The sequence below is a fragment of the Pseudomonas sp. OVF7 genome (assembly GCF_030644265.1).
Lineage (GTDB): Bacteria > Pseudomonadota > Gammaproteobacteria > Pseudomonadales > Pseudomonadaceae > Aquipseudomonas > Aquipseudomonas gorinensis.
The window spans coordinates 2759484-2782980 of record NZ_CP128996.1 but is presented as its reverse complement, the minus strand read 5'-3'; the positions used below and the strand labels follow the sequence as shown (position 1 = coordinate 2782980).

Below are 23497 nucleotides of genomic sequence, written 5' to 3'. Positions count from 1 at the left end.
AGTCGATATATTCCAGAGGTAGCGCAAATGAAAGAGATTAAGCATTACATCAACGGTGAGTTCATCGGCTCGGCCAGCGGCCGCACTTTCGAAGATATCAACCCAATCAACGGCCAAGTGATCGCCAGTGTCCACGAGGCCGGCCGCGCAGAGGTCGACGCCGCGGTCAAGGCTGGCCGTGCCGCGCTCAAGGGGCCATGGGGCAAGATGACGGTAGTGGAGCGCGCTGAGATTCTGCATCGAGTGGCCGATGGCATCACGGCGCGCTTCGACGAGTTCCTCGAGGCCGAATGCCTGGACACCGGCAAGCCTAAATCCCTAGCCAGGCACATCGACATTCCGCGCGGGGCGGCCAACTTCAAGGTGTTCGCCGACCTGCTTAAGAATGTAGCCAATGAAGCCTTTGAGATGGCTACCCCGGACGGTGCTGGTGCGCTCAACTACGGCGTGCGCAGGCCCAAGGGGGTGATCGGGGTGATCAGCCCGTGGAACCTGCCGCTGCTGCTGATGACCTGGAAAGTCGGCCCGGCGCTGGCCTGCGGCAACTGCGTGGTGGTCAAGCCATCCGAGGAAACCCCGCTAACCGCCACCCTGCTCGGCGAGGTGATGCAGGCCGCCGGCGTGCCAGCAGGCGTGTACAACGTTGTACACGGTTTCGGCGGCGATTCGGCAGGGGCCTTCCTCACCGCCCACCCGGACGTCGACGCCATCACCTTCACTGGCGAGACCGGCACTGGCGAAACCATTATGCGCGCCGCCGCCAAGGGCGTGCGCCAGGTGTCGCTGGAACTGGGCGGCAAGAACGCTGGTATCGTCTTCGCCGACTGCGATATGGACAAGGCCATTGAGGGCACCCTGCGCTCAGTCTTCGCCAATTGTGGCCAGGTTTGCCTCGGCACCGAGCGGGTATATGTCGAGCGGCCGATCTTCAACGAGTTCGTCTCCCGCCTCAAGGCTGGTGCCGAGAGCCTGGTGATCGGTCCGCCGGACGACACGAGCAGCAACTTCGGTCCGCTAGTCAGTCTCAAACACCGTGAAAAAGTCCTCAACTACTACCAGCAGGCGCTCGACGACGGCGCCAGCGTCATCACCGGCGGCGGCGTGCCGGACATGCCGGCGCACCTGGCTGGCGGCGCCTGGGTGCAACCGACCATCTGGACCGGGCTGGCCGACGATTCGGCGGTGGTCACCGAGGAAATCTTCGGCCCCTGCTGCCATATCCGTCCGTTCGACAGCGAAGAGGAGGCAGTCAAACTGGCCAACAGCCTGCCCTATGGCTTGGCATCGGCGATCTGGACCGAAAATAGCTCGCGCGCCCACCGCGTCGCCGGGCAGATCGAGGCCGGCATCGTCTGGGTCAACAGCTGGTTCCTACGCGACCTGCGCACCGCTTTCGGCGGCAGCAAGCAGTCGGGCATCGGCCGTGAAGGGGGGGTGCACTCGCTGGAGTTCTACACCGAGCTAAAAAACATCTGCGTGAAACTCTGAGGTGCCTATGACTGCATCATTGAAGGCCCCCCCGCAGGTTACGGAACCTAGCCCCGAACTGGGTCGCCAGATCCTCGCTGCGGGCTGGCGCACTAACCTGCATGACCAGGGTGAAGGTTTCCCGGTGCTGCTGATTCACGGCTCCGGCCCCGGCGTCACTGCCTGGGCCAACTGGCGTGGGATAATTCCGCAGCTGGCCCAGAACCGCCGGGTGCTCGCCCCAGATATGCTCGGTTTTGGTTTCAGTGAACGCCCGGCTGATGCCTTCTACAACCAGGCGCGCTGGGTCGAGCATGCCATCGGCGTGCTCGACGCGCTCGGCATCGCCCAGGCCGACATCGTCGGCAATTCGTTTGGTGGCGGCCTGGCGCTGGCCCTGGCCATCCGTCACCCCGAGCGGGTGCGTCGGCTGGTGCTGATGGGTAGCGTCGGCGTGACCTTCCCCATCACAGAGGGGCTGGATGCAGTCTGGGGTTACAACCCTTCATTTGAAGAGATGCGCCGCCTGCTTGATGTATTCGCCTATGACCGCAATCTAGTCAATGACGAGCTGGCAGAGCTGCGCTACCAGGCGAGCATCCGTCCAGGCTTCCAAGAGTCGTTCGCCGCGATGTTCCCGGCGCCGCGCCAGCGCTGGGTCGACGGCCTGGCCAGCGACCCGAAACAGATCAGCACCCTGCCCCACGAGGCGCTGGTAATCCATGGCCGCGAGGATCGAGTGATCCCCCTGTCCGCCTCGCTGGCCTTGTCCGAGCTGATCCCCAACGCCCAGTTGCACGTCTACGGCCACTGCGGCCACTGGACCCAGATCGAGCACGCCGGCCGTTTCGCCCGCTTGGTCGAGGATTTCCTCGCCGAGGCCGCCCCCCTTCCTGAGAGAGAACTATGGACCAGATATTAATCAACGAGCTCGGCGACGAGCTGTACCAGGCGATGGTCAACCGCGAGGCGATCGCGCCGCTGACCGAGCGCGGTCTCGCCATCAGCATCGATGACGCCTACCACATCTCCCTGCGCATGCTCGAACGCCGGCTGGCCGCCGGCGAGAAGATTATCGGCAAGAAGATCGGCGTCACCAGCAAGGCGGTGCAGAACATGCTCAACGTGCACCAGCCCGACTTCGGTTACCTGACCGACGCCATGGTGTTCAACAGCGGCGAAGCCATGCCGATCAGCCAGAGGCTGATGCAGCCCAAGGCCGAGGGCGAGATCGCCTTCATCCTGAAAAAAGATCTGCTCGGCCCCGGCGTAACCAACGCCGACGTGCTGGCCGCCACCGAATGCGTGATGCCCTGCTTCGAGATCGTCGATTCGCGCATCCGCGACTGGAAAATCAAGATCGAGGACACAGTGGCGGACAACGCCTCCTGCGGGCTGTTCGTGCTCGGCGACACGGCGGTGTCGCCACGCCAGGTCGACCTAGTCACCTGCGGCATGCTGGTGGAGAAGAACGGCCAGTTGCTCAGCACCGGTGCCGGCGCCGCGGCCCTGGGTTCGCCGGTCAACTGCGTGGCCTGGCTGGCCAACACCCTGGGCCGCTTCGGCATCCCGCTGAAGGCTGGCGAAGTGATCCTCTCCGGCTCGCTGGTACCCCTGGAGCTGGTCAAAGCCGGCGACTTCATGCGCGTCGAGATCGGCGGCATCGGCAGCGCCTCCGTGCGCTTCACCTGATCGAACAGAGGACAACCCCCATGAGCAAGAAACTCAAGGCGGCCATTATCGGCCCCGGCAATATCGGTACCGATCTGGTGATGAAGATGCTCCGTTCCGAGTGGATCGAGCCGGTGTGGATGGTCGGCATCGACCCCAACTCCGATGGCCTCAAGCGCGCCCGCGAATTCGGCATGAAGACCACAGCCGAAGGCGTCGACGGCCTGCTGCCACATGTGCTGGACGACGACATCCGCATCGCTTTCGACGCCACCTCGGCCTATGTGCATGCCGAGAATAGCCGCAAGCTCAACGCGCTTGGCGTGCTGATGGTCGACCTAACCCCAGCGGCCATCGGCCCTTACTGCGTGCCGCCGGTCAACCTCAAGCAGCACGTCGGCCGCCTGGAAATGAACGTCAACATGGTCACCTGCGGCGGCCAGGCAACCATCCCTATGGTCGCCGCGGTCTCCCGCGTGCAGCCTGTGGCCTACGCCGAGATCGTCGCCACCGTGTCCTCGCGCTCTGTCGGCCCTGGCACGCGCAAGAACATCGACGAGTTCACCCGCACCACCGCCGGAGCCATTGAGCAGGTCGGCGGCGCCAGGGAGGGCAAGGCGATCATCGTCATCAACCCGGCCGAGCCGCCGCTGATGATGCGCGACACCATCCACTGCTTGACCGACAGCGAGCCGGACCAGGCCGCGATCACCGTCTCGGTCCACGCGATGATCGCCGAGGTGCAGAAATACGTGCCCGGCTACCGACTGAAGAACGGCCCGGTGTTCGACGGCAACCGCGTGTCGATCTTCATGGAAGTCGAAGGCCTGGGCGACTACCTGCCCAAGTACGCCGGCAACCTCGACATCATGACCGCCGCCGCGCTGCGCACCGGCGAGATGTTCGCCGAGGAAATCGCCGCCGGCACCATTCAACTGCCGCGTCGCGACATCGCGTTCGCGTGAGAGGAGTAGCACCATGAATTTGCACGGCAAGAGCGTCATTCTGCACGACATGAGCATGCGCGACGGCATGCACGCCAAGCGCCATCAGATCAGCCTGCAACAGATGGTCGCGGTGGCCAAGGGCCTCGATGCGGCAGGTATGCCGCTGATCGAGATCACTCACGGCGACGGCCTTGGCGGTCGTTCGATCAACTACGGCTTCCCGGCGCACAGCGACGAGGAGTACCTGCGAGCCGTGATCCCGCAGCTCAAACAGGCCAAGGTGTCCGCCCTGCTGCTGCCCGGCATTGGCACCGTCGAGCACCTGCGCATGGCCCTGGACTGCGGCGTCTCGACCATCCGGGTGGCCACCCACTGCACCGAGGCGGATGTTTCGGAGCAGCATATTGGCATGGCACGCAAGCTCGGCGTCGACACCGTCGGCTTCTTGATGATGGCGCACATGATCAGCGCTGAGAAAGTCCTTGAACAGGCCAAGCTGATGGAAAGCTATGGCGCCAATTGCATCTATTGCACCGACTCGGCCGGCTACATGCTGCCCGATGAGGTCAGCGAGAAGATTGGCCTCCTGCGTGCCGAGCTGAATCCGGCCACAGAGGTCGGTTTCCACGGACACCACAACATGGGCATGGCCATTGCCAACTCCCTGGCTGCCATCGAGGCAGGTGCAGTGCGCATCGATGGCTCAGTCGCCGGCCTCGGCGCCGGTGCCGGCAACACCCCGCTGGAAGTGTTCGTCGCGGTGTGCAAGCGCATGGGTGTGGAGACCGGTATCGACTTGTACAAGATCATGGACGTCGCCGAGGACCTGGTGGTGCCGATGATGGATCAGCCGATCCGCGTCGACCGCGACGCCCTAACCCTGGGCTACGCCGGGGTGTACAGCTCGTTCCTGCTGTTCGCCCAACGCGCCGAGAAGAAATATGGCGTCTCGGCCCGCGACATCCTAGTCGAACTGGGCCGACGCGGCACCGTCGGTGGCCAGGAAGACATGATCGAAGACCTGGCCCTGGACATGGCGCGGGCTCGTCAGCAGCAGAAGGTGAGCGCATGAACCGTACTCTGATCCGCGAACAGGTGCTGGCCCTGGCCGAGCACATCGAAAATGCCGAGCTGAATGTCCACGATATCGGCAAGGTGACCAACGATTTTCCTGATATGACCTTCGCCGACGCCTACGACGTGCAGTGGGAAATCCGTCGGCGCAAGGAGGCCCGCGGCAACAAGATCGTAGGCCTGAAGATGGGGCTGACCTCCTGGGCGAAGATGGCGCAGATGGGAGTGGAAACGCCGATCTATGGCTTCCTCGCCGATTACTTCAGCGTGCCGGACGGCGGCGTAATCGATTGCGCCCAACTGATCCATCCGAAGATCGAGGCGGAAATCTCAGTGGTGACCAAAACGCCTCTGCACGGCCCGGGCTGCCACCTCGGCGATGTGATCGCGGCGATCGACTACGTGATCCCCACCGTCGAGGTGATCGACTCGCGCTATGAGAACTTCAAGTTCGACCTAATCAGCGTGGTCGCCGACAACGCTTCCTCGACCCGCTTCATCACCGGTGGCCGGATGGCCAGCCTGGAGGAGGTCGACCTGCGCACCCTCGGCGTGGTCATGGAGAAAAACGGCGAAGTGGTCGAACTCGGTGCCGGCGCCGCAGTGCTCGGCCATCCGCTGTCCAGCGTGGCGATGCTGGCCAACCTGCTGGCCGAGCGCGGCGAACACATCCCGGCCGGTACCTTCATCATGACCGGCGGCATCACCGCCGCCGTGCCGGTTGCGCCGGGCGACAACATAACCGTGCGTTACCAGGGCCTCGGCTCGGTGTCCGCACGCTTTATCTGACCCCCCGCGGCCGGTCTGCACGGACGGCCGCCCCCTTTTTTCGGAGGACGAGGTATGCCCATCGCTCAGTTGTACATCCTAGAAGGTCGCAGCAACGAACAGAAGGAAACCCTGATCCGCGAAGTCAGCGACGCTATGTCGCGCTCGCTGGACGCACCGATCGAACGAGTACGGGTCATCATCACCGAGATGCCGAGTAACCACTTCGGCATCGCGGGCAAAAGCGCCAAGGCTCTCGGTCGATGATCCCACCTGATCCTGCACAATCCTGGGTGCCCGACACGTGAAAACCATGACCGAACGCTCGCTGCACTGGGAAGTAGCCTCTGCCGTCGCACGCGCCGCCGTGGCCCATGCCGACGAGCTTGGCGTGCGCATTCACGTCAGCGTGGTGGACCGCGCCGGCCTGCCGCTGGCCTATCTGCGCATGAACGGCGCCTTCCTGCATTCTCAAGGTATCGCCGAGGACAAGGCCTATACTGCTGTCAGCTTCGGCTTTCCCACTCGCGACTGGCTCGAAGTGCTGGGTGATAACCCGCGCCTGTGCATCGGCCTGCCAAAACGCGAGCGGCTGGTGGTGTTCGGCGGAGGCCTGCCTATCCTTCTGGACGGCGAATGCATTGGTGGTATTGGCGTCTCCGGAGCCAGTGAGGAACAGGACGAAGCCTGTGCTGAAGCGGGTCTGTGGGTGCTCCGTGAATCTGCTCATGCACAAAACGACTGAACTTGCCATGTTTCTGCAGGGGATGCCGCTACGGCCTTCATCAAGCCGCGCTGGAAGCCGCTGGTGATCACCTCTGAACGCCTCAGCCTGCGTTTCTACGAAATCTGCGCCCTGTCCGACAGTACATGGAAGAGTGCATACAGCTGCTGGACAAGCAGATGGCCACCGTCACCTGGTTGGTCAAGGTCAACGGGCTGCGCGATGCCATCCTCACAGAGTCCGGGTTGAAGATCACCCCGCGGGATTCTGCGGTACCCGTTACCGAGCAGCGCTGAGCAACCAGACCAGCCAGTTGCTGCCGCCAGCGACAATGCGCAGGCTACGGTCAATGGTTCCAATGTTTGCTTTCATGGCGATCTCCCGATTAATGGTTGCGCCGGGTTTCCAGCGCGGTAAACAACAACATACCGGACTGCATGGCCAACATGAATACGATCGCTTGCAAGCGTCCTGTCAGCAGAATTGCCACTGCAGGGCCAGGACAGATGCCCGCTGCTACCGCCAATCAAGCGCGGGTCTAACTTATGTTTGATCGGTAACTGAATTGGTCTTCCCAGCAGCGAGCTAGATTGTTGTCGCGGCTTGGTTATTGGGCCAACGCCAAGGAAGGGTCTCAAGCACCAGTTAAATCCAGGAAAGCGAGTACTTTACTGAGGTTGGCCATACCTGCCAGAACCAGACCTAAGCAGACCAGCAGACCAGCAATGAATGCACTCAGTTTGATCATGTCACCCCCTTTAGAAGATGACGCAAGAAAACACTGTGGCGGACACGAACGTGAAACACACAGTTGCAACCATTGATCGCGGCGAAAGGTGCGATATGCCGCGCACCCCATGGCCACTGGTGCAACCTGAACCGTATCGTGTACCGGCGCCCACCAACATACCGGCGACGATCAACCCGAACCAACCACTTTGGAACTCAATCTGCGGCAGCGCGGCGAACAAGCCCCATAGAAGCGGCGCGATAAGCAGGCCCAGGAGAAAACGTACTTCTCACTCGCCCCACGCTCCCACGCTGTAAAAGACTACCGATCAGACCGCGGATGCCTGCGACACGTCCGTTGGCGACGAGAAATAGGCTTGGACGCCAGACCGATCAATACGCCGCCTGTAAGGGGTGACCAGGGCGCTGACGATAAAGCCGCTGATCACGCCTTGGTAGTAGGAGCTCAGCGGCCGCAGACCGGAAGCTTGGAGGCCACCAGCTTTTCGCTGGTGTCGGAACCCGACAGCGCCGAGCTGCTGCCGTATGTGAGCGAGTCGAAGTTAATCTCCGACGGCGACATGGCGAAAATCGGGCAGATGATCGAGGTCAGGAACGTCATCCACTTGGAGAAGTACATCTCATTGTATTCGACAACGAAGCGCTCGAAGGAGGCCATTGAGTCCTCATTCTTCGACAACAAGACCGGCAACGACCAAGCGGTGTTCACGCCCTTTACGGAGTTGTCTCACTAGCGCTTGAAAGCGTAGATGTCCTGGGCTGTGTAGTTATCGGACATGTGAAGCATCCCCTTCGGGATAGCGTTAGAAAAGCCTCCAGCACGACATGTCTGTGTTGAAGACGTGGATTTCACCTTGGGCATCAAACTTCGGGAAGGACTTTTCCGGGGTTCATCAGTCCTAAGGGATCCAGCGCTTGCTTGATCAAACGCATTACTCCAACGGCTGCACCATGTTCCAGCGCCATGTACTTTATTTTCCCCAAACCAATTCCATGCTCACCAGTGCATGTGCCGTCCAGCGCAAGAGCGCGCTCGACCACACGCTCATTGAGTGCCTCGGCCTCAGCCATTTCTGCTTCGTTATCCGGATCGACCACCAGTCCCAAGTGGAAATTGCCATCGCCCACATGGCCGACTACGCCTACGAAAAATGAGACCTTGGCGACATCTTCAGCTGTTTCGGCGATGCATTGGGTCAACGCCGAAATCGGCACGCACACATCGGTACTCCAGATCCGCGCATTCGGACGCATGGACTGCATCGCATAGTGAACATTGTGTCTGACACGCCATAGCTCACTGCGGGCATCAGCATCGGCTGCAGTCTGGAAACCCAGTGCGCCGTTGCTCTCAACAATTTCCTGCGTCAGTTCCACCTGCTCCGCAACGCTGGCCGGGGATCCGGCGAACTCGAAAAAAAGTGTCGGTGTTTCTGTCAGCCCCATCTGGGAAAATCGGTTTACAGCCTGCACCGTGCGCGCATCCAGCAACTCAACGCGTGAGACCGGGATCCCATATTGAATAATTGAAACCACCGAACTCACCGCCGCGGCAATTGTCGGGAAAGTGCACACCGCCGCGCATGTGGTTTCAGGAATGCCGTAAAGGCGCAGCGTGACTTCAGTGATGATGCCCAGAGTACCTTCCGAGCCAACCAATAATCGCGTGAGGTCGTAACCAGCAGCAGACTTGCGTGCACGGCCGCCGGTCTTGATCACCTGGCCATCGGCCATTACTACCGTGAGATTCAATACGTTTTCGCGCATCGTTCCGTAGCGCACTGCATTAGTGCCTGACGCCCGGGTCGCCGCCATGCCGCCTAAAGTGCTTTCTCCCCCCGGATCGACTGGAAAGAACAACCCTGTGGTGCGCAGTTCGGCATTTAACTGCGTGCGAGTGACGCCTGCTTCGACAGTCACGTCCAGATCGTCCGGACGAACGTCGATGATTCTCTGCATGCGGCTCAGGTCAATACAGACGCCCCCCATTGCGGCGCCCACATGGCCTTCCAGCGACGTGCCAGCACCAAAGGCGATGATCGGAACCCGCTGTGCGGCGCAGAGTTTAACGATAGTCGAAACCTCGGACGTTGACTCGGCATAACACACTGCGCCCGGCGGGAGTGCCTGATGATATGACTCTCCGCGCCCGTGTTGCTCGCATTCGGCACGGCTGGTACTCAATCGCCCACCGATCAGCTCGCGCAAAGCATCGAGCAGAGTGGGCGTGGGAGATATTTGTGGCGCATTGTGAGTGCCCATTGGATGGTCCATTTATTGTTGATTTAATAATCCAAGGTACAACAACTGGCATACAAGTTTAAAGCCGCCGTTCCGTTATCATTGTGAACCGCCCCGGCTATCGCGGAGGCTCCACCTTTTTAGAAACTGGGGCCACTATGCCAAAGCCACCGAAGTTTTCCCCTGATGTCCGCGAGCGCGCCGTACGCGGCGTTTTGCAAGGTAGTTGTCGCGTCAGCTGTGTTTTTATGCGGCTATTTTCAGTGTCGGTAAGTCCCTTTCCGGATTGAGTGTGACAGCACCGATGGGCTGCCAATTGCGTGTCGCACCCGACCAGCGGTGTGGATGCTGATTGCGGGCTTGCTGATACAGCGCATGACGCTTGGCTAAGATCTCTTGATCCTCGCCTCGATGACGCTGTGCCGGGGTCACGAAGCGGATGCGGCTGTGGCGGTGTGGTGGTTGTACCAGCGGATAAAATCGCGCACCCAGCTGCGTGCCGCGTCCAAATCTGCAAAACCACCAGGAGGCCATTGCGGGCAATATTTCAGGGTTCTAAACAGCGATTCTGAGTAGGGATTATCGTTACTCACCCGTGGTCGTCCGCGTGACGGGGTGATGCCGAGTTCGTACAGTTTGCTCAGCAACGTCACCGATTTCATCGGTGCACCGTTGTCCGAGTGCAGCACTAAGGGCCGTCCGGCGCAGCGTTCGGTGAGCACGGTGCGCTGCATCAGTTCGGCCGCCAGCTCGCCACTTTCTTGCTCGTAAACTTCCCAGCCCACGGCCTTTCGGCTGTAGATGTCCTCGATCAAATACAGATAGTAGTACTTCCCACGCACTGGCGATGGCAAGTAGGTGATGTCCCAAGACCAGACCTTATTGGCTGTGGTTGCGCTGTGAGTTGTCGGCGCAGCATGCTTGTGCGGTGCATGGCTGCGGCCACGTCGGTGCTGCTGATCAGCTTCCTTCAGGACGCGGTAAAAGGTTGCCTCTGAGGCCAGATAACGGCCTTGATCGGCCAGTATCGGGACGATCTGGCTGGGCGGCAGGCTGACGAATGGCGGACTGTTGCAGACCTCTAAAATAGCGCAACGCTCCTGTTCACTCAGGGCATTAAGTGGTCGCGGACGTGACGTGGTGGTGCGCACGTCGGCCTGCATCACAGGCGTCAGCGCCCAGCGTTGCAGGCTGCGCAGCGACAGCCCGATCTCCGCGCTGGCAATAGTTTTGCGTGCACCAGAAGCAACGGCTTGGTTAAAACGTTCAACGAGTTGTTGCCGTTCTGGCAGCGAGGTCAGACGTCCTCGCTGTCGTTTCCCCAGAAGGCATTCATCTTTTTCGCAGCACCAGAATCGCGGTGGTTTCTGCGAGCGCCTTGTCCTTGCGCCGCAGTTCACGCTCCAACTCGGCGATGCGTTTTTTGTCGGCGCGCGCCTGTTCTCGCTCGGCCTGGCGCTGTGCCTGGGCTGTTAGCTGGCCACTGATGCAGGCCTGTCGCCAAGCGCCGATTTGCTCGGGGTACAAACCCTTGCTGCGACAGTATTCGCTAAGCTCGATCTCGCTCAACGTGGCCGTGTGCAACACCGCTGCGAACTTGGCATCAGCCGACCAGTTATCGGCACTGCTTTTATCTCCGGGCACCACTGCGCCTCCTGCTTTGAGCTTGGTTCGCCAAGCATACAGGGTGGCTTGAGAGATGCCTTCTTGACGCGACAACTCGGCCACGGACATGTTTTGAGGCGGCAGCAATTTGTTGATAAGGGCCACTTTACGCTCAGGTGAATAGCTCGACATTACAGCTCTCTTTGGCGCCCCCGATCTATCGTTTTGATAAATCAGCTCAGGCGACAACTAGCCTGACACCGGGGGGAAATCTGTGATAGCGCACTGACAAATTCATCAATTTTACCTGCCGGATCACATATATCACTTGACGTGCTTTGTGAAATACTTAAAGCCTCGACTGCTGAATTAAAAAAATCACCTTGTACGTGTTTTATCGATTCAATCAAGGCACACACCCCAGCAGCCATCGCCATGATTGATGACTGCATTTTACCCACTTCATCATTGCTCGGTATAGTGCGGTATGTAAGATCACCTTTTGACATACCATCCATAACATGAACTATCTCATCTATTGAATTGCGAGTCTTTTTCATAAGAAGCAAAATAACAAAAAAGAAGATACAATTAATTGCCACAACAAGAAAATACGCATAGCTTTTAACACGCTTGGAAATATCCGCAACTCCCATCCCAAAGCGATCAGAGTTAGTGTACGACCAACTTACAAGCCGTTTCATTTCCTCGACGCGCTCAGAGTTTAATCCATCTTTAGAAATGCTACTTGCATACCTCACAAGCTGCCCAAGCTTTATTTCTGAAGCATCAGATAGCTCAAGAATCAATCCCTTCCCAATAATCTTAAAAGAGCTTTATCGCCATCCCACAAACTGTTTACAGACGTAGTTTGTCTACGCGCCCTCTGCACCTGCTCTACTATAAAATTTAAATTTACATTTACATTTACATTTACATTTACATTTACATTTACATTTATATTTATATCTATTTCTTTTTTCTGCAGTTCATAGTGTACCTTGCTCAAGGCAAAAACATGTTCCCTTTCATAATAAGAAAACTCTGTCAACTTGTGCATTAAGCGCATTCCGAACAGCGCAACAAAAAAAGAAAATCCTGCCATAATAAGATTCAAAAAAAAATCGACAGCGCAGCGAACAGTTGATATTCATACCACCCCTTAACACCATGAATGGAATATTATATCTCAACCAATATTGAAATATATTTATTCTTAGGCAAGATATAAAACAGCACTCTTTCTACAATCTAGAAGAGCGCTGTTAAACGAGCAAAATTATAATACCTCAGAACTTATATGATGCTCCAAGACTCAGAATGAAAGGATCAATCTCAATCTTGGTAGAAACAGGTGCAGCCCCAAGTGTACCAGAAACATCTGTTTTGAAAGGAATATAGCGCACATCTGAATTTAACATCCATGAGTTACCAAAATCATATCTAAGGCCGACCTGAACAGCAGGCGCCCATTTATCTTTGATATCAAATGAAGTCAAGGCACCATCAGTTTTGTCGAAGAAAAACACTCGACCGACACCTAGTCCGACATATGGATAAAGTCGCTCAAAATTATCAAAATGATACTGAAGTGACAAAATTGCAGGGCCATAATCAACTTCACTGACTCTTCCCAGCGCAGAGATGGATTTTTCACCTTGAAACTTAGCTTTAGCTGGAATCCCGACGAAAAAATCCAAAGCTACATTGTTACTAATAAAATAGGAAATATCAAAAGAAACTGTTGTATCATTACCGATGCTTACAGCAGCATTGGGTACAGTAGCCCCACCTACATTTAGGGAGCCTAGCGTCTCGTCTACATAAACTTTAGACATATTAAAGCTAGCAACCCAGTCGCCCTGATTGTAGCCAGCAGTTTCAGTCGAATAGATTTCACCTGACCACGCACTGGCCCCACCCAACACAAAACTAGTTGCTAATATCGACATAGCGAGTTTTTTTAAAATAGGCGGATTCATTATACTTCTCCATTTTTTGTTATATAAGTGAATTCATAAACAAGTTACTACCTTTCACAGAGGCTGATTTTCGAAAAAAATTAGCCAAAGTCCGTACCAAAAGCGTTACTCAAGTGCCGAAGAATCATTACACGAAAGAATATCAGCATATTTCTCACGCAAACGATTCTTCAGAATCTTACCAGCCCCATTGCGCGGCAGTTCATCAATAAATATAGCGGCGTCTGGAATTTGCCACTTAGCCACCTTACCTTCGAAATAACTAAGCAATTCATCATCCGTTAGCACTGAATTAGGGGCTCTGACTGCAACAAGAAGAGGCCGCTCATCCCATTTTTTGTGCTTTACTGCTATGACTGCAGCATCAACTATCGCGGGATGCGCAATCGCAACACCTTCTAGCTCTACCGTACTAATCCATTCACCACCAGACTTTATAATATCCTTTGCGCGATCACAAATTGTCATAAAGCCATCCTGATCAATAGTGGCCACATCCCCAGTTGAAAACCATCCATTCGAGAGTGTTGTACCAATAGTGCTACGAAAATAATCTTTAATAACCCAATGCCCTCGAACCATAAGATTGCCTTTGGTAACACCATCTTCAGATAGTGTGACACCCTCATCATCAACTATCTTTAGTTCGACACCATAAGGTGGGCGCCCCTGGCTTTGGCGCAGTGCAAGTTTTTCATCCCATGGCAAATTCACTTGATGCCCGAGTGGCGTGTTTGCCGTACCAAATGGCGAAAGCTCAGTCATACCCCAAGCATGAATAACTTCGACACCATATAGATCGTTAAATTCTTTAATCATAGAAGGAGGGCAGGCCGAGCCTCCTACAACAGTTCGCGTAAGGCTTTCTGCTTTCGAACCACTTTCCGCTAGAGAGGCTAACAACCCCTGCCAAATAACTGGCACTCCAAGAGCAATACTGACACGTTCCTGATCAATTAGCTTCGCTAAGCTAGCGCCATCAAGTGCCGGGCCAGGAAGAACTAATTTTGCACCAACCATTGCAGCGGAGTATGGAATCCCCCACGCATTTACATGAAACATCGGAACAACTGGCAAAATTGTATCTCGCGCAGACAAATTGAGCGTATCAGGCATTGCAGTCGTCATTGAATGTAAAACTGTCGAGCGGTGTGAATAAAGTACCCCCTTAGGATTACCCGTAGTACCCGAAGTATAGCAGAGACTAGAAGCCTCTTTTTCATCTACATCGGGCCACACATAGTCATCATCACCTTGTCCAATCAAATCTTCGTAGGCAAGTAATCCTGGAATCTTGGCGGATGCCTTTAAATTTGCACATCCCATCAAGACAAAGGCTTTGGCTGTTGTTAATAGCCCATCTAACCCAGCAATTATCGGCAAGAATGTCTCGTCGAAAAATATTACCTTATCCTCCGCATGATTTATCACATAGGCAATCTGCTCTATGAAAAGCCTAGGATTTATCGTATGACATACCATCCCTGCACCTGAGACACCGAAGTAAATCTCAAGATGGCGGACATTATTCCACGCAATGGTTGCACAACGATCACTTTGTGTGAGCCCCATCTTGCCTAGCGCAGAAGCAAGCTTACGGGCACGCAGCGCCACTCCTGACCAATAAGCTCTTGTTACTTCACCAGAGGTTTCAACAGAAACCACCTCTGTATTACCATGGTATCGTGCAGCATGCTCAATAAGTGAACTTATGATCAACGGCTGACGCATCATCTGACCAATCATAGCGCTGCTCCATATCGATAACTAAACTCAATTGAATCAGTAAATTTAGTCAAAAATTATTTTTCTATTACGTGCAAACTAATTCTACAGCAGTTCTGGCTCTAAATTTTGGCGAGTAAAACCAATACTTGCATCTAATGATGCCATATCAACTTTTCGCACAATTATTTCCGCGGCATTTTCAGCAATCATAATAGTCGGAGCGTTTGTATTCCCTGCGACTAAATTCGGCATAATTGATGCATCAACGACTCTAATGTTTCTTAAACCGCGCACCTGCAAGCATGGATCAACGACTGACGCTGGATCTTTACCCATTCTACAAGTACCTACCGGATGATAAATCGTCTCAGCTCGACTACGAATATCTGCAACTATTTCATCATCGCTAGTAACAGCAGGACCAGGAACTATTTCCCGTTTAAAATGCTTAGCCATGGATGGGGCATCAAAGATAGCGCGACCGATCTTTATACCAGCAATCATAGTCTTAATATCTTCAGGATCACTAAGGTAGTTGGGGTCAATCAGTGGATCATCCATAGGATTAGCACTTTTAAGTCCAATCCTACCTCGGCTTTTAGGTAAAAGATCACATATGTGTAGCGTATATCCATAACCAACGGCTATTTTACGACCATGATCTTTTAAATAGGTTGGCAAAAAATGAAACTGCAAATTAGGCCGATCACGCTCAGGGGAACTTTTCACAAAACCACCTGACTCAGCCACATTGCTCGTCAGAAAACCCTTGCGCTTAAAAATATAGGAAAACAACCCCACAAGACCACGAGGTATGAAAGAAAACGCCACACCTATCGGCGTTCTAGAATTTGCGGCGCACATTAAAGTAATATCTAAATGGTCTTGAAGATTTTTTCCAACTTCAGGAAGGTCGTGCACTAGAGCAATTCCATGCTCCTTAAGCTCGGCTGCCGCACCAACTCCAGAAAGCATTAGAAGTTGAGGTGTGTTAACCGCACCAAGAGAAAGAATCACTTCACCACTATCTGTAGTCTTAACTTGCTGATGCATATTTTTTTGAATATAAGACACCCCTACTGCCTTACGATCTTCGAAAAGTACTTTTGTAGCATGCGCTTCAGTAATTATATCTAGATTAGGTCGATCAATCACATCATGTAAGAATGCACGAGCTGAGCTCCAGCGCTGTCCATGCTTTTGTGTTACTTGATAAAATCCTACTCCCTCTTGGTGCGCACCGTTAAAATCACCGTTGAAGCTAATTTTAGCCTCCATACCGGCCTGAACGAATGATTTGCTAAGCGGGTTGAGATCCTTTAAATCACTAACGGCCAGTTCTCCGTCCGTCCCATGATAGTTTGACTTATCAAAGCGCTGGTTGTGCTCAAGTTTTTTGAATAACGCGAAAGCACGCTTCCATCCCCAATATTCCCCCCCCGCTTGCTCCCAAGCCTGGTAATCCTCCTCATGCCCCCGGATATACACCATCGCATTGATCGAACTTGATCCACCTAGCGTCTTCCCTCGGGGCCAAAATAGACTACGTTCATTGAGGTGTTGTTGTGGTGCAGTTTGAAATGCCCAGTTGAGTTTTTTACTATTTGAAAGTAAAGCAATACCTAGCGGCATATGAATTAGCGGATTTGTATCTCGCGGCCCGGCCTCAAGTAAGCAAACTCGTTTCGATGGGTCGGCTGAAAGGCGATTAGCAAGAACACACCCAGCGGATCCAGCACCAACAATTATATAATCATACATTTTTTGTTATCCTAAAAGATAAATATTGCAATAACACTTCAGCTCAAATACCTTACCGTCATGCTAATTAATCGCTTCACCTTTCCAGTGTAAGGGGGGAACAACAAATGTGTAATTGAGAACCTATCCAGCAGAATGGGCTTCTCGTGAGAAAACGCCTGGAAACCGTAAAACCCATGAGCACTACCAATACCGCTATTATTAACTCCGCCAAATGGAAGATTGGGATGCAAAAATTGGACAACGCTTAAATTTATCCCAACTGACCCAGAACTTGTGCGACCCACAATATCCTGAGCAAACTCTTTGTCTTCAGAGAAAATATAAAGCGCTAGAGGCTTGGCGTTATCGTTTATCTGCTTAATCACATGATCTATATCATCGTATTCAATAATCGGCAGTAATGGGCCAAATATTTCTTCACGCGAAATGTCCATCTCAGGCGTGACTTTGGATATTATAGTTGGCGCTACAAATCTATCCAATGCATCAATCTCGCCCCCTTGTAAAATTTTCGCGCCTTTTGATTTTGCGTCACCTATGAGCTCATAAAGTCTATTAAGGTGCTGATCATTTACAATTCTGCAATAGTCCGGCGATTTCTTCTGCGCCTCAAAATCCTTCCCATAAACCCGCGTCACTTCTTCCATTATGATTTTATGAAAATCATGGGCTATGCTTCTATGCACAAATACATGGTCAGGTGCAATGCACGTCTGTCCATTATTCGAAAATTTGCCCCATACGATGTTACGCGCAGCTTTTTTTAAATTTGCTGTCGGACCAATAATGGTTGGGGATTTTCCGCCTAGCTCCAACGTAACCGAAGCGAGTGTTTTCGCCGCTGCTTCCATTACTAATTTTCCAACTCGTGGACTCCCTGTGAAGAAGATATGGTCAAAAGGTAGAGTCAACAGCTCTTGGGAAACAGCGGCGTCGCCCTCCACCACAGTGACTAGATCAACGGAAAAAGCCTCCCGAATGATAGAGCCGATCAATGAAGCAGTGTGCGGTGTCAACTCAGATGGCTTTATAATAACGCTATTACCTGCCGCCAGCGCAGAAACAAGTGGGCCAAAACTAAGGTTGAAGGGATAGTTCCAAGGCGCAATGATTAAACAAACCCCCTTTGGCTCGAAACTAAGCCTTGCTTTGGTGCCAAGTACACTGAGTGCTGCCTTCACTCTTCGTGGCATCATCCAGGTTTTTAGGTTCCGTTTTGCGTGACTGATTTCTTGCAATACCGGAAATATTTCTGTCAGTTTTACCTCACTCGCCGGTTTACGGAAGTCTGCCGCAAGTGCAGCGATAATTTCTGACTCACGACGCTGAATTATTTCTTTCAGTATATTAAGGGCCGCAATACGCTCTGCTAAACTAAATTTTCCACGGCGAGCGCTACTTGCTTTTTTTTGCGCATTAAAGATGTCAATGACTGAATGGCTTTCAGTGCTTGAGTTGGACTCAGCTAGCCTAGTGTGCATAGTCATTTTTATTATTTTCCTGTATTATTCTGAATGACTTAATATTTTTAGCCTAACTTTTCCTGATAGAGTACATAGTCTTCTTTAGTGGCCCCACAATCCGGACAGCACCAGTCATTAGGGATATCCTCAAAGCGAGTACCTGGAGCAAAGCCCTCGACCTCGTCACCCAACGCCTCGTCATATATATGGCCGCAAGTAATACAAATCCATTTAAGGAATGCTGCTCCGCTCTGCAAATTAGTTACCCGCGGCTTACGCCCGTTCAGATGCTGTCCTTCAGTTGCAACGTCAAGCGCTATCTCTGCACTCATCGTCGTATTTGATATTTCAGTGTTTACATCAGAGCTGCTCACTTTTGCCGAAACTGAAAGAGTGTTGTTTGAACTGATATTTTTCTCGCCTGTACTTCCCTCAATCAATACGAAATCTAGCTTGTCTCGAACGGCACAGTCGGGACAACACCAATCCTCAGGAATGACGATCCAAGGAGTATTTGGGGCAAACCCTTCATGTTCTTCCCCCTTACTTTCATCATAAACATATTGACAATCTGGACACTGATACCTAGCCATATCTATTACCGTGTTAATGAGTTGCGTACTCTACAGTACGTTAACGCTTGTTATTCTTTATCTTCTTTACGGAAGACCTACGCACAGCTTGTGATTGACTTCGTCGCTCAACTTTATTATCAGGCGTATTTTCACGCTCATCAGTTATACTGATTTTTTCCGCTGTAAACTCTAGCTCTGCACTCAATATTGAAGGCTCGGATAACGTGTCTTCGATAATATTGTTATCTTGCTTAATGACGGGATCGTTTTGCTTTAATTGTGTGATTTCGCACCGTGGATCCGCGAGCATCTTAAAGTCAATTTTGTCTCGAACAGCGCAGTCAGGGCAGGCCCACTCTTCAGGGATTTCCCCCCAATTAGTATTAGGCTGAAAACCCTCGTGCGGCTCCCCCTTGCATTCATCATAAATATACTGACAATCTGGACACTGGTACTTCGCCATTACCCCTTCTCCTTTTAGACCGGTGCTCGCATCCCTTGAGGCTACCGCTTATTTACTGAGCAAGTCTAACTATGAAATTTATTATTATGGACGTCTGCCGATAGATCCATAGAAATGAATCTATCGGAAGAGCTCAATTATATAAATAACTTGCAGAATGCAACAGTTAATCAATCGTCAGACTTCTAGTGCATAAGGCTCATTACAATTTAACTTGTTTACGCACGACGAACTCAAACAGATATATTAAAAATCCACCGTTATTTCTGCATGCTCTCACCACTATGATGCTACCGCGGTTGCGCCCCGTTTATCATCCGCACCAACATTATGAGTAAACTTTTTTATGTATTCTGCGCGCATTGAATCTTCAATTTGAATCTTGCTCAGGTCGCCATTAGCCCAATTTACCACCTTAGGGTCCATCACCGATCTAAACCATTGAGGAATCATTGCCATCAAAAATGCACCGGGGTAGCCAGTCGGAAGTGCGGGAAGGCCGGGGAAATCACGTAATGACTGGTAAGAGCGAGTTGGGTGCGCGTGGTGATCAGAGTGCCGTTGAAGGTGAAACAGAACCAGATTTGACACGATGTGGTTACTGTTCCACGAGTGATGTGGCTTTTGATGTTCATATCGTCCATCGGCCATTTTTTCACGCAGCAAACCGTAGTGTTCAATGTAGTTCGCGCTTGTTAACTGCCACCACCCGAAAGCCATCTGAATTGGAAGGAACACCAGCATCTTCGGACCAAAGAAGGCAAGCAGGAGGGTGTAGAGAACAACTGTGATGACCATTGGCTGGAGGATCTCATTATCGAAACTCCAAACGCTTTGCCCGCGGCGCGAAAGGCGTTGTTCCTCAAGCCCCCAAGCACGACGAAACGCTCCAGGAATCTCACGGGTTGAGAATTTATATATATTTTCTCCCATACGTGAGGTCGCAGGGTCCATCGGTGTAGCAACATCACGGTGATGGCCTTTATTATGCTCAATAAAGAAGTGGCCGTACCCGACAACCGCCAGCACAATTTTCGCCATCCAACGATCAAAGGCTTCTTTTTTGTGACCCAGTTCGTGGCCTGTATTAAGCGCTAGGCCATTCACGATGCCCAGTGACAAGGCAAGTGCGACGATTTCGAACCAAGACATTGACTGAGTCCCTACCCACCATGCAGACACGATTAGTGCTGCGTAATGCATTGGAACTGTTAGATACGTTAAAACTCGGTAGTAACGTTCTTTCTCCAGTTTCTCCACTACCTCCTCAGGCGGATTATTAAAGTCCTCACCGAACATCGCGTCAAGCAGTGGAAGAACCCCGTACCACACAGCTAGAACTAAACCATAAAAGATACCCCAGCCAGTCTCATTGGCCAGCCAGATTCCGATCATCGGAGTAGCCGGCCAAAAAGTTGAAAGTATCCAAAAATATTTCTTTTTATCCACGTATTCTGGAGCAGAATCCAGAACGCTGCTTTTGCCATTCATTTTGTTGTTCTCCTATTGTCCAATAAGTCTCTGCGAGCACCACACAACCTAATTCCTGTCCCAACAGGGAAAATCAGGCCATCTACTCTCACATCTGACATGGTAAAACTGCACTCACCTTAAGCCTGCTTCAACTACTCCTTGGTGTAGTTATCTGAATAATATTAGCCATCTCAGCGACGAGACCCGCAGTCAATGTCATCCCTCCAGGCCAAGGCGAGCCAGTGTCCTGGCCTTGAATTAGGCTATGTACCCATTAACTGTTGCAAGGCCTAGTGGACTGAGCGGGTAGTTCATTTATCTACCGGTAACGGTATACTGTGCATCCAATGTCATGGATTGGTTATACGCATGGCCCGACCGACTTCCCCCTTTGCTTTAATGCCTTCAGATCTCATCGCCCTGCAAGGTTGGTTGCGTATGAGTACGCTGGAACAGAGCCTCGCCCAGCGAGCGCGCATCCTGCTTCTACTGGCTGATGGATTGACGCCCAAGGCCGTCAGCGAGCAGTTGCAGGTCACGCCACCGACGGTATTCAAGTGGCGAAAACGCTATCTGGAGGCGGGAATCGAAGGGTTGAGCGATCTGCCGCGCAGCGGCCAGCCACTCAAACTGGGGCCCGAAAAAATCAACGAAATCCTGACATTGACCACCCGGCGTGTACCCCAGGAAGCCACTCACTGGAGCGTTCGTTTGATGGCCAAGTATGCGCGGGTCACCACGTGGCAGGTTCGGCAGGTCTGGGCCGCTTCCGACCTCAAACCCCATCGCTTGAAGACCTTCAAAATCAGCAACGATCCTCATTTCGCCGACAAGGTAGTCGACGTGGTCGGGCTCTATCTGAACCCGCCGGATAACGCCCTGGTGTTGTCGGTTGACGAGAAAACCCAGATCCAGGCGTTGGATCGCACCCAACCGATGCTGCCGCTACGTCCAGGTCAAGTTGAGCGTCGCACGCATGATTACAAACGCCATGGTACGGCGAGTCTGTACGCAGCTTTCGACATCCTGACCGGCCAAGTCATCGGACGGATTACCCAGCGCCATCGAGCCAAGGAGTTTCTGGCTTTCCTGCAACAGATTGACCGCAGCACGCCAGCCGGCCTGGATCTGCATGTGATTCTGGATAACAGTTCGACCCACAAAACGGCTGCAATCAAGCAGTGGCTGGAAAAGCATCCGTGTTTCAAGTTGCACTTCACACCGACCAGCGCGTCTTGGCTGAACGCCGTGGAAGGCTGGTTTGCACAGCTGGAAAGACGAGCGTTGTACCAGGCCGCCTTCACCAGCGTCGCCGACCTGAAGGCGGCTATCCGCCAATTTATCGAGGCTCACAATGAGCATTCAGCCAAGCCGTTCAAGTGGAATAAAACGGCTGAGGCCATCATTAGCTTGGTACATAAAGCGAAGCTGAGCGTGATAAAAAATAAGTTAATGAATTAACCGCTCAGGCCAAGCGGACTGTTTGGTTAGTTCAATAACTTATTCTTGATTGCGGTGAGCTTTGCGCGACTAACAGAGTTGATGATGGATTCAGCCGTTTTGTTCCAGCGAAATGGCTTGGCTGAATGTTCATTATGGGCTTCGATAAAACGGCGAATTGCCGCTTTCAGATCCGCCACGCTGCTGAACGCATTGCGATACAGCGCCCGCCGTTCCAATTGAGTAAACCAACCCTCTACGGCGTTCAATCATGAGGCACTGGTCGGCGTGAAGTGCAGCTTGAAGCGGGGATGCTTCTCCAGCAATGCCCTGACGGCGGCTGTCTTGTGAGTCGAGCTGTTGTCCAGAATCAAATGCAGATCCAGCTCGGCAGGCGTCGCGCGGTCGATCTGTCGCAAGAATTCAAGGAACTCTTTGGCCCTGTGTCGTTGGGTGATGCGATGCGACCAATGACCTGGCCCGTCAGGATGTCGAAGGCGGCATACAAACTGGCCGTACCGTGACGCTTGTAGTCATGCGTCCTGCGTTCGATCTGACCCGGCTTGAGCGGCAGCATGGGCTGGGTGCGATCCAGCACCTGGATCTGGGTTTTCTCGCCCACTGACAGCACCATCGCATTGTCAGGCGGGTTCAGGTACAGCCCAACCACATCGACCACTTTGCCAGCAAAGTGTGGGTCGTTGCTGATCTTGAAGGTCTTCAGCCGGTGGGGCTTGAGGTCGGCAGCGGCCCATACCTGGGCGACTTGCCAGACGGTAACGCCCACGTATTTGGCCATCAGGCGCAGGCTCCAGTGTGTCGCCTCACGCGGTACACGCTGGGTCGTCAGGGTGAGGATTTCCTTAATCTTCGCCTCGTCGAGCTTGCGTGGATGTCCGCTACGCGGGAGATCGCTCAGCCCATCGAGGCCAGCTTCCTGATAGCGCTTGCGCCATTTGAATACGACAGGTGCCGAAACTTCCAACCGATCACTTACCTGCTTGGGCGTGAGACCGCTGGCCAGCAGCAACAGAACTCGGGCACGTTGCCCAAGGTTTTGCGGCAGAGTTCCCATGCATAACCAGCTTTGCAGCGTCTCAACATCAGTGGGTTTTAAACAAAAAGAAGCCGCTGGTCGAGCCATGCTACAGACGCCGAAAAAGGAGGGATGCACAGTATATTTGTTATCCCCCTATCGATAAACGAACTTTACGGACAGCCAACTAAGCCAGCAGTGGCCTGGGGGCTACCCGACTAAGAGGCAGCATTTTGCACCACCGATCATATCGACTACACTTAAGTGTAGTTTAAATATTTTACACCGTAACCTATGGTGAGAATATGCAGTCAGCTGGCGCGAGA

20 protein-coding genes and 5 pseudogenes are annotated in these 23497 nt (G+C 53.1%); 10 read left to right on the top strand and 15 right to left on the bottom strand.

Going from position 1 to position 23497, the window contains the following annotated elements; genetic code table 11:
• Nucleotides 1–27 precede the first annotated feature (27 nt).
• The 9 genes and pseudogenes from QU606_RS12785 to QU606_RS32925 form a co-directional block, all read left to right on the top strand.
• Entirely contained in the window at nt 28–1488 is a 1461-nt protein-coding gene (locus tag QU606_RS12785) for a 2-hydroxymuconic semialdehyde dehydrogenase (RefSeq protein ID WP_134939344.1), read from the top strand.
• Between the two features lie 7 nt (nt 1489–1495).
• Entirely contained in the window at nt 1496–2389 is an 894-nt protein-coding gene (locus QU606_RS12780; RefSeq protein WP_134939345.1) for an alpha/beta fold hydrolase, read from the top strand.
• Entirely contained in the window at nt 2374–3159 is a 786-nt protein-coding gene (gene dmpE / locus QU606_RS12775) for a 2-oxopent-4-enoate hydratase (protein WP_134939346.1), read from the top strand. Before QU606_RS12780 ends, dmpE begins: the two co-directional genes overlap by 16 nt.
• 20 nt (nt 3160–3179) lie before the next feature.
• The gene (locus tag QU606_RS12770) at nt 3180–4103 is read left to right on the top strand and encodes an acetaldehyde dehydrogenase (acetylating) (RefSeq protein ID WP_016355711.1); all 924 of its coding nucleotides are present in this window, start codon (nt 3180–3182) and stop codon (nt 4101–4103) included.
• A 13-nt stretch (nt 4104–4116) separates the two neighbouring features.
• On the top strand, nt 4117–5157 hold the full coding sequence (dmpG, locus tag QU606_RS12765; protein WP_016355712.1) for a 4-hydroxy-2-oxovalerate aldolase: 1041 nt from the start codon (nt 4117–4119) through the stop codon (nt 5155–5157).
• Nucleotides 5154–5948: a 2-oxo-3-hexenedioate decarboxylase gene (gene dmpH / locus QU606_RS12760; RefSeq protein WP_134939347.1), complete on the top strand. Its 795-nt coding sequence runs from the start codon at nt 5154–5156 to the stop codon at nt 5946–5948. Before dmpG ends, dmpH begins: the two co-directional genes overlap by 4 nt.
• A gap of 54 nt (nt 5949–6002) precedes the next feature.
• Nucleotides 6003–6194 (top strand): 2-hydroxymuconate tautomerase, encoded by a 192-nt coding sequence (locus tag QU606_RS12755; protein WP_134939348.1) that lies wholly within the window; start codon nt 6003–6005, stop codon nt 6192–6194.
• Between the two features lie 46 nt (nt 6195–6240).
• The gene (locus QU606_RS12750) at nt 6241–6672 is read left to right on the top strand and encodes a heme-binding protein (protein ID WP_304998425.1); all 432 of its coding nucleotides are present in this window, start codon (nt 6241–6243) and stop codon (nt 6670–6672) included.
• A gap of 21 nt (nt 6673–6693) precedes the next feature.
• A pseudogene (locus tag QU606_RS32925) lies at nt 6694–6973 on the top strand (hypothetical protein); the annotation flags it as partial.
• A 63-nt stretch (nt 6974–7036) separates the two neighbouring features.
• Here the strand turns inward: QU606_RS32925 and QU606_RS12740 are convergent.
• The 14 genes and pseudogenes from QU606_RS12740 to QU606_RS12670 form a co-directional block, all read right to left on the bottom strand.
• Nucleotides 7037–7399, bottom strand: a pseudogene (locus QU606_RS12740) (DUF6691 family protein).
• A pseudogene (locus QU606_RS12735) lies at nt 7396–7777 on the bottom strand (YeeE/YedE family protein). The pseudogenes QU606_RS12740 and QU606_RS12735 overlap by 4 nt, the downstream one beginning before the upstream one ends.
• Before the next feature lie 69 nt (nt 7778–7846).
• On the bottom strand, nt 7847–8059 hold the full coding sequence (locus QU606_RS12730) for a hypothetical protein (protein ID WP_134939350.1): 213 nt from the start codon (nt 8057–8059) through the stop codon (nt 7847–7849).
• A 203-nt stretch (nt 8060–8262) separates the two neighbouring features.
• Nucleotides 8263–9663, bottom strand: a complete 1401-nt coding sequence (locus QU606_RS12725) for an FAD-binding oxidoreductase (RefSeq protein ID WP_134939351.1) — start codon at nt 9661–9663, stop codon at nt 8263–8265.
• Between the two features lie 225 nt (nt 9664–9888).
• Nucleotides 9889–11439 (bottom strand): annotated as a pseudogene (locus tag QU606_RS12720) (IS3-like element ISPpu4 family transposase).
• A 41-nt stretch (nt 11440–11480) separates the two neighbouring features.
• Nucleotides 11481–12056: a methyl-accepting chemotaxis protein gene (locus QU606_RS12715; protein WP_232566699.1), complete on the bottom strand. Its 576-nt coding sequence runs from the start codon at nt 12054–12056 to the stop codon at nt 11481–11483.
• Complete coding sequence (locus QU606_RS12710; protein WP_304998423.1) at nt 12053–12352, bottom strand: hypothetical protein; 300 nt, start codon at nt 12350–12352, stop codon at nt 12053–12055. The genes QU606_RS12715 and QU606_RS12710 overlap by 4 nt, the downstream gene beginning before the upstream one ends.
• Before the next feature lie 184 nt (nt 12353–12536).
• Entirely contained in the window at nt 12537–13229 is a 693-nt protein-coding gene (locus QU606_RS12705; RefSeq protein WP_232566701.1) for an OmpW family protein, read from the bottom strand.
• A gap of 105 nt (nt 13230–13334) precedes the next feature.
• On the bottom strand, nt 13335–14975 hold the full coding sequence (locus tag QU606_RS12700) for a long-chain-fatty-acid--CoA ligase (protein WP_134939329.1): 1641 nt from the start codon (nt 14973–14975) through the stop codon (nt 13335–13337).
• An 84-nt stretch (nt 14976–15059) separates the two neighbouring features.
• A complete protein-coding gene (locus tag QU606_RS12695; RefSeq protein ID WP_134939328.1) occupies nt 15060–16718 on the bottom strand; it encodes a GMC family oxidoreductase in 1659 nt (552 codons plus the stop codon).
• A 38-nt stretch (nt 16719–16756) separates the two neighbouring features.
• Entirely contained in the window at nt 16757–18208 is a 1452-nt protein-coding gene (locus tag QU606_RS12690) for an aldehyde dehydrogenase family protein (protein WP_022963143.1), read from the bottom strand.
• Nucleotides 18209–18249: 41 nt separating this feature from the next.
• Nucleotides 18250–18777 (bottom strand): rubredoxin, encoded by a 528-nt coding sequence (locus QU606_RS32920; protein ID WP_134939327.1) that lies wholly within the window; start codon nt 18775–18777, stop codon nt 18250–18252.
• 40 nt (nt 18778–18817) lie between these two features.
• A complete protein-coding gene (locus QU606_RS12675; protein WP_134939326.1) occupies nt 18818–19222 on the bottom strand; it encodes a rubredoxin in 405 nt (134 codons plus the stop codon).
• Nucleotides 19223–19504: 282 nt separating this feature from the next.
• A complete protein-coding gene (locus QU606_RS12670) occupies nt 19505–20713 on the bottom strand; it encodes an alkane 1-monooxygenase (protein ID WP_134939325.1) in 1209 nt (402 codons plus the stop codon).
• A gap of 351 nt (nt 20714–21064) precedes the next feature.
• Between QU606_RS12670 and QU606_RS12665 the strand changes: the two genes are divergently transcribed.
• Nucleotides 21065–22156, top strand: a complete 1092-nt coding sequence (locus QU606_RS12665) for an IS630-like element ISPpu2 family transposase (RefSeq protein ID WP_076611188.1) — start codon at nt 21065–21067, stop codon at nt 22154–22156.
• Between the two features lie 26 nt (nt 22157–22182).
• Here the strand turns inward: QU606_RS12665 and QU606_RS12660 are convergent.
• Nucleotides 22183–23279: pseudogene (locus QU606_RS12660) on the bottom strand (IS630 family transposase).
• Nucleotides 23280–23497: the final 218 nt, after the last annotated feature.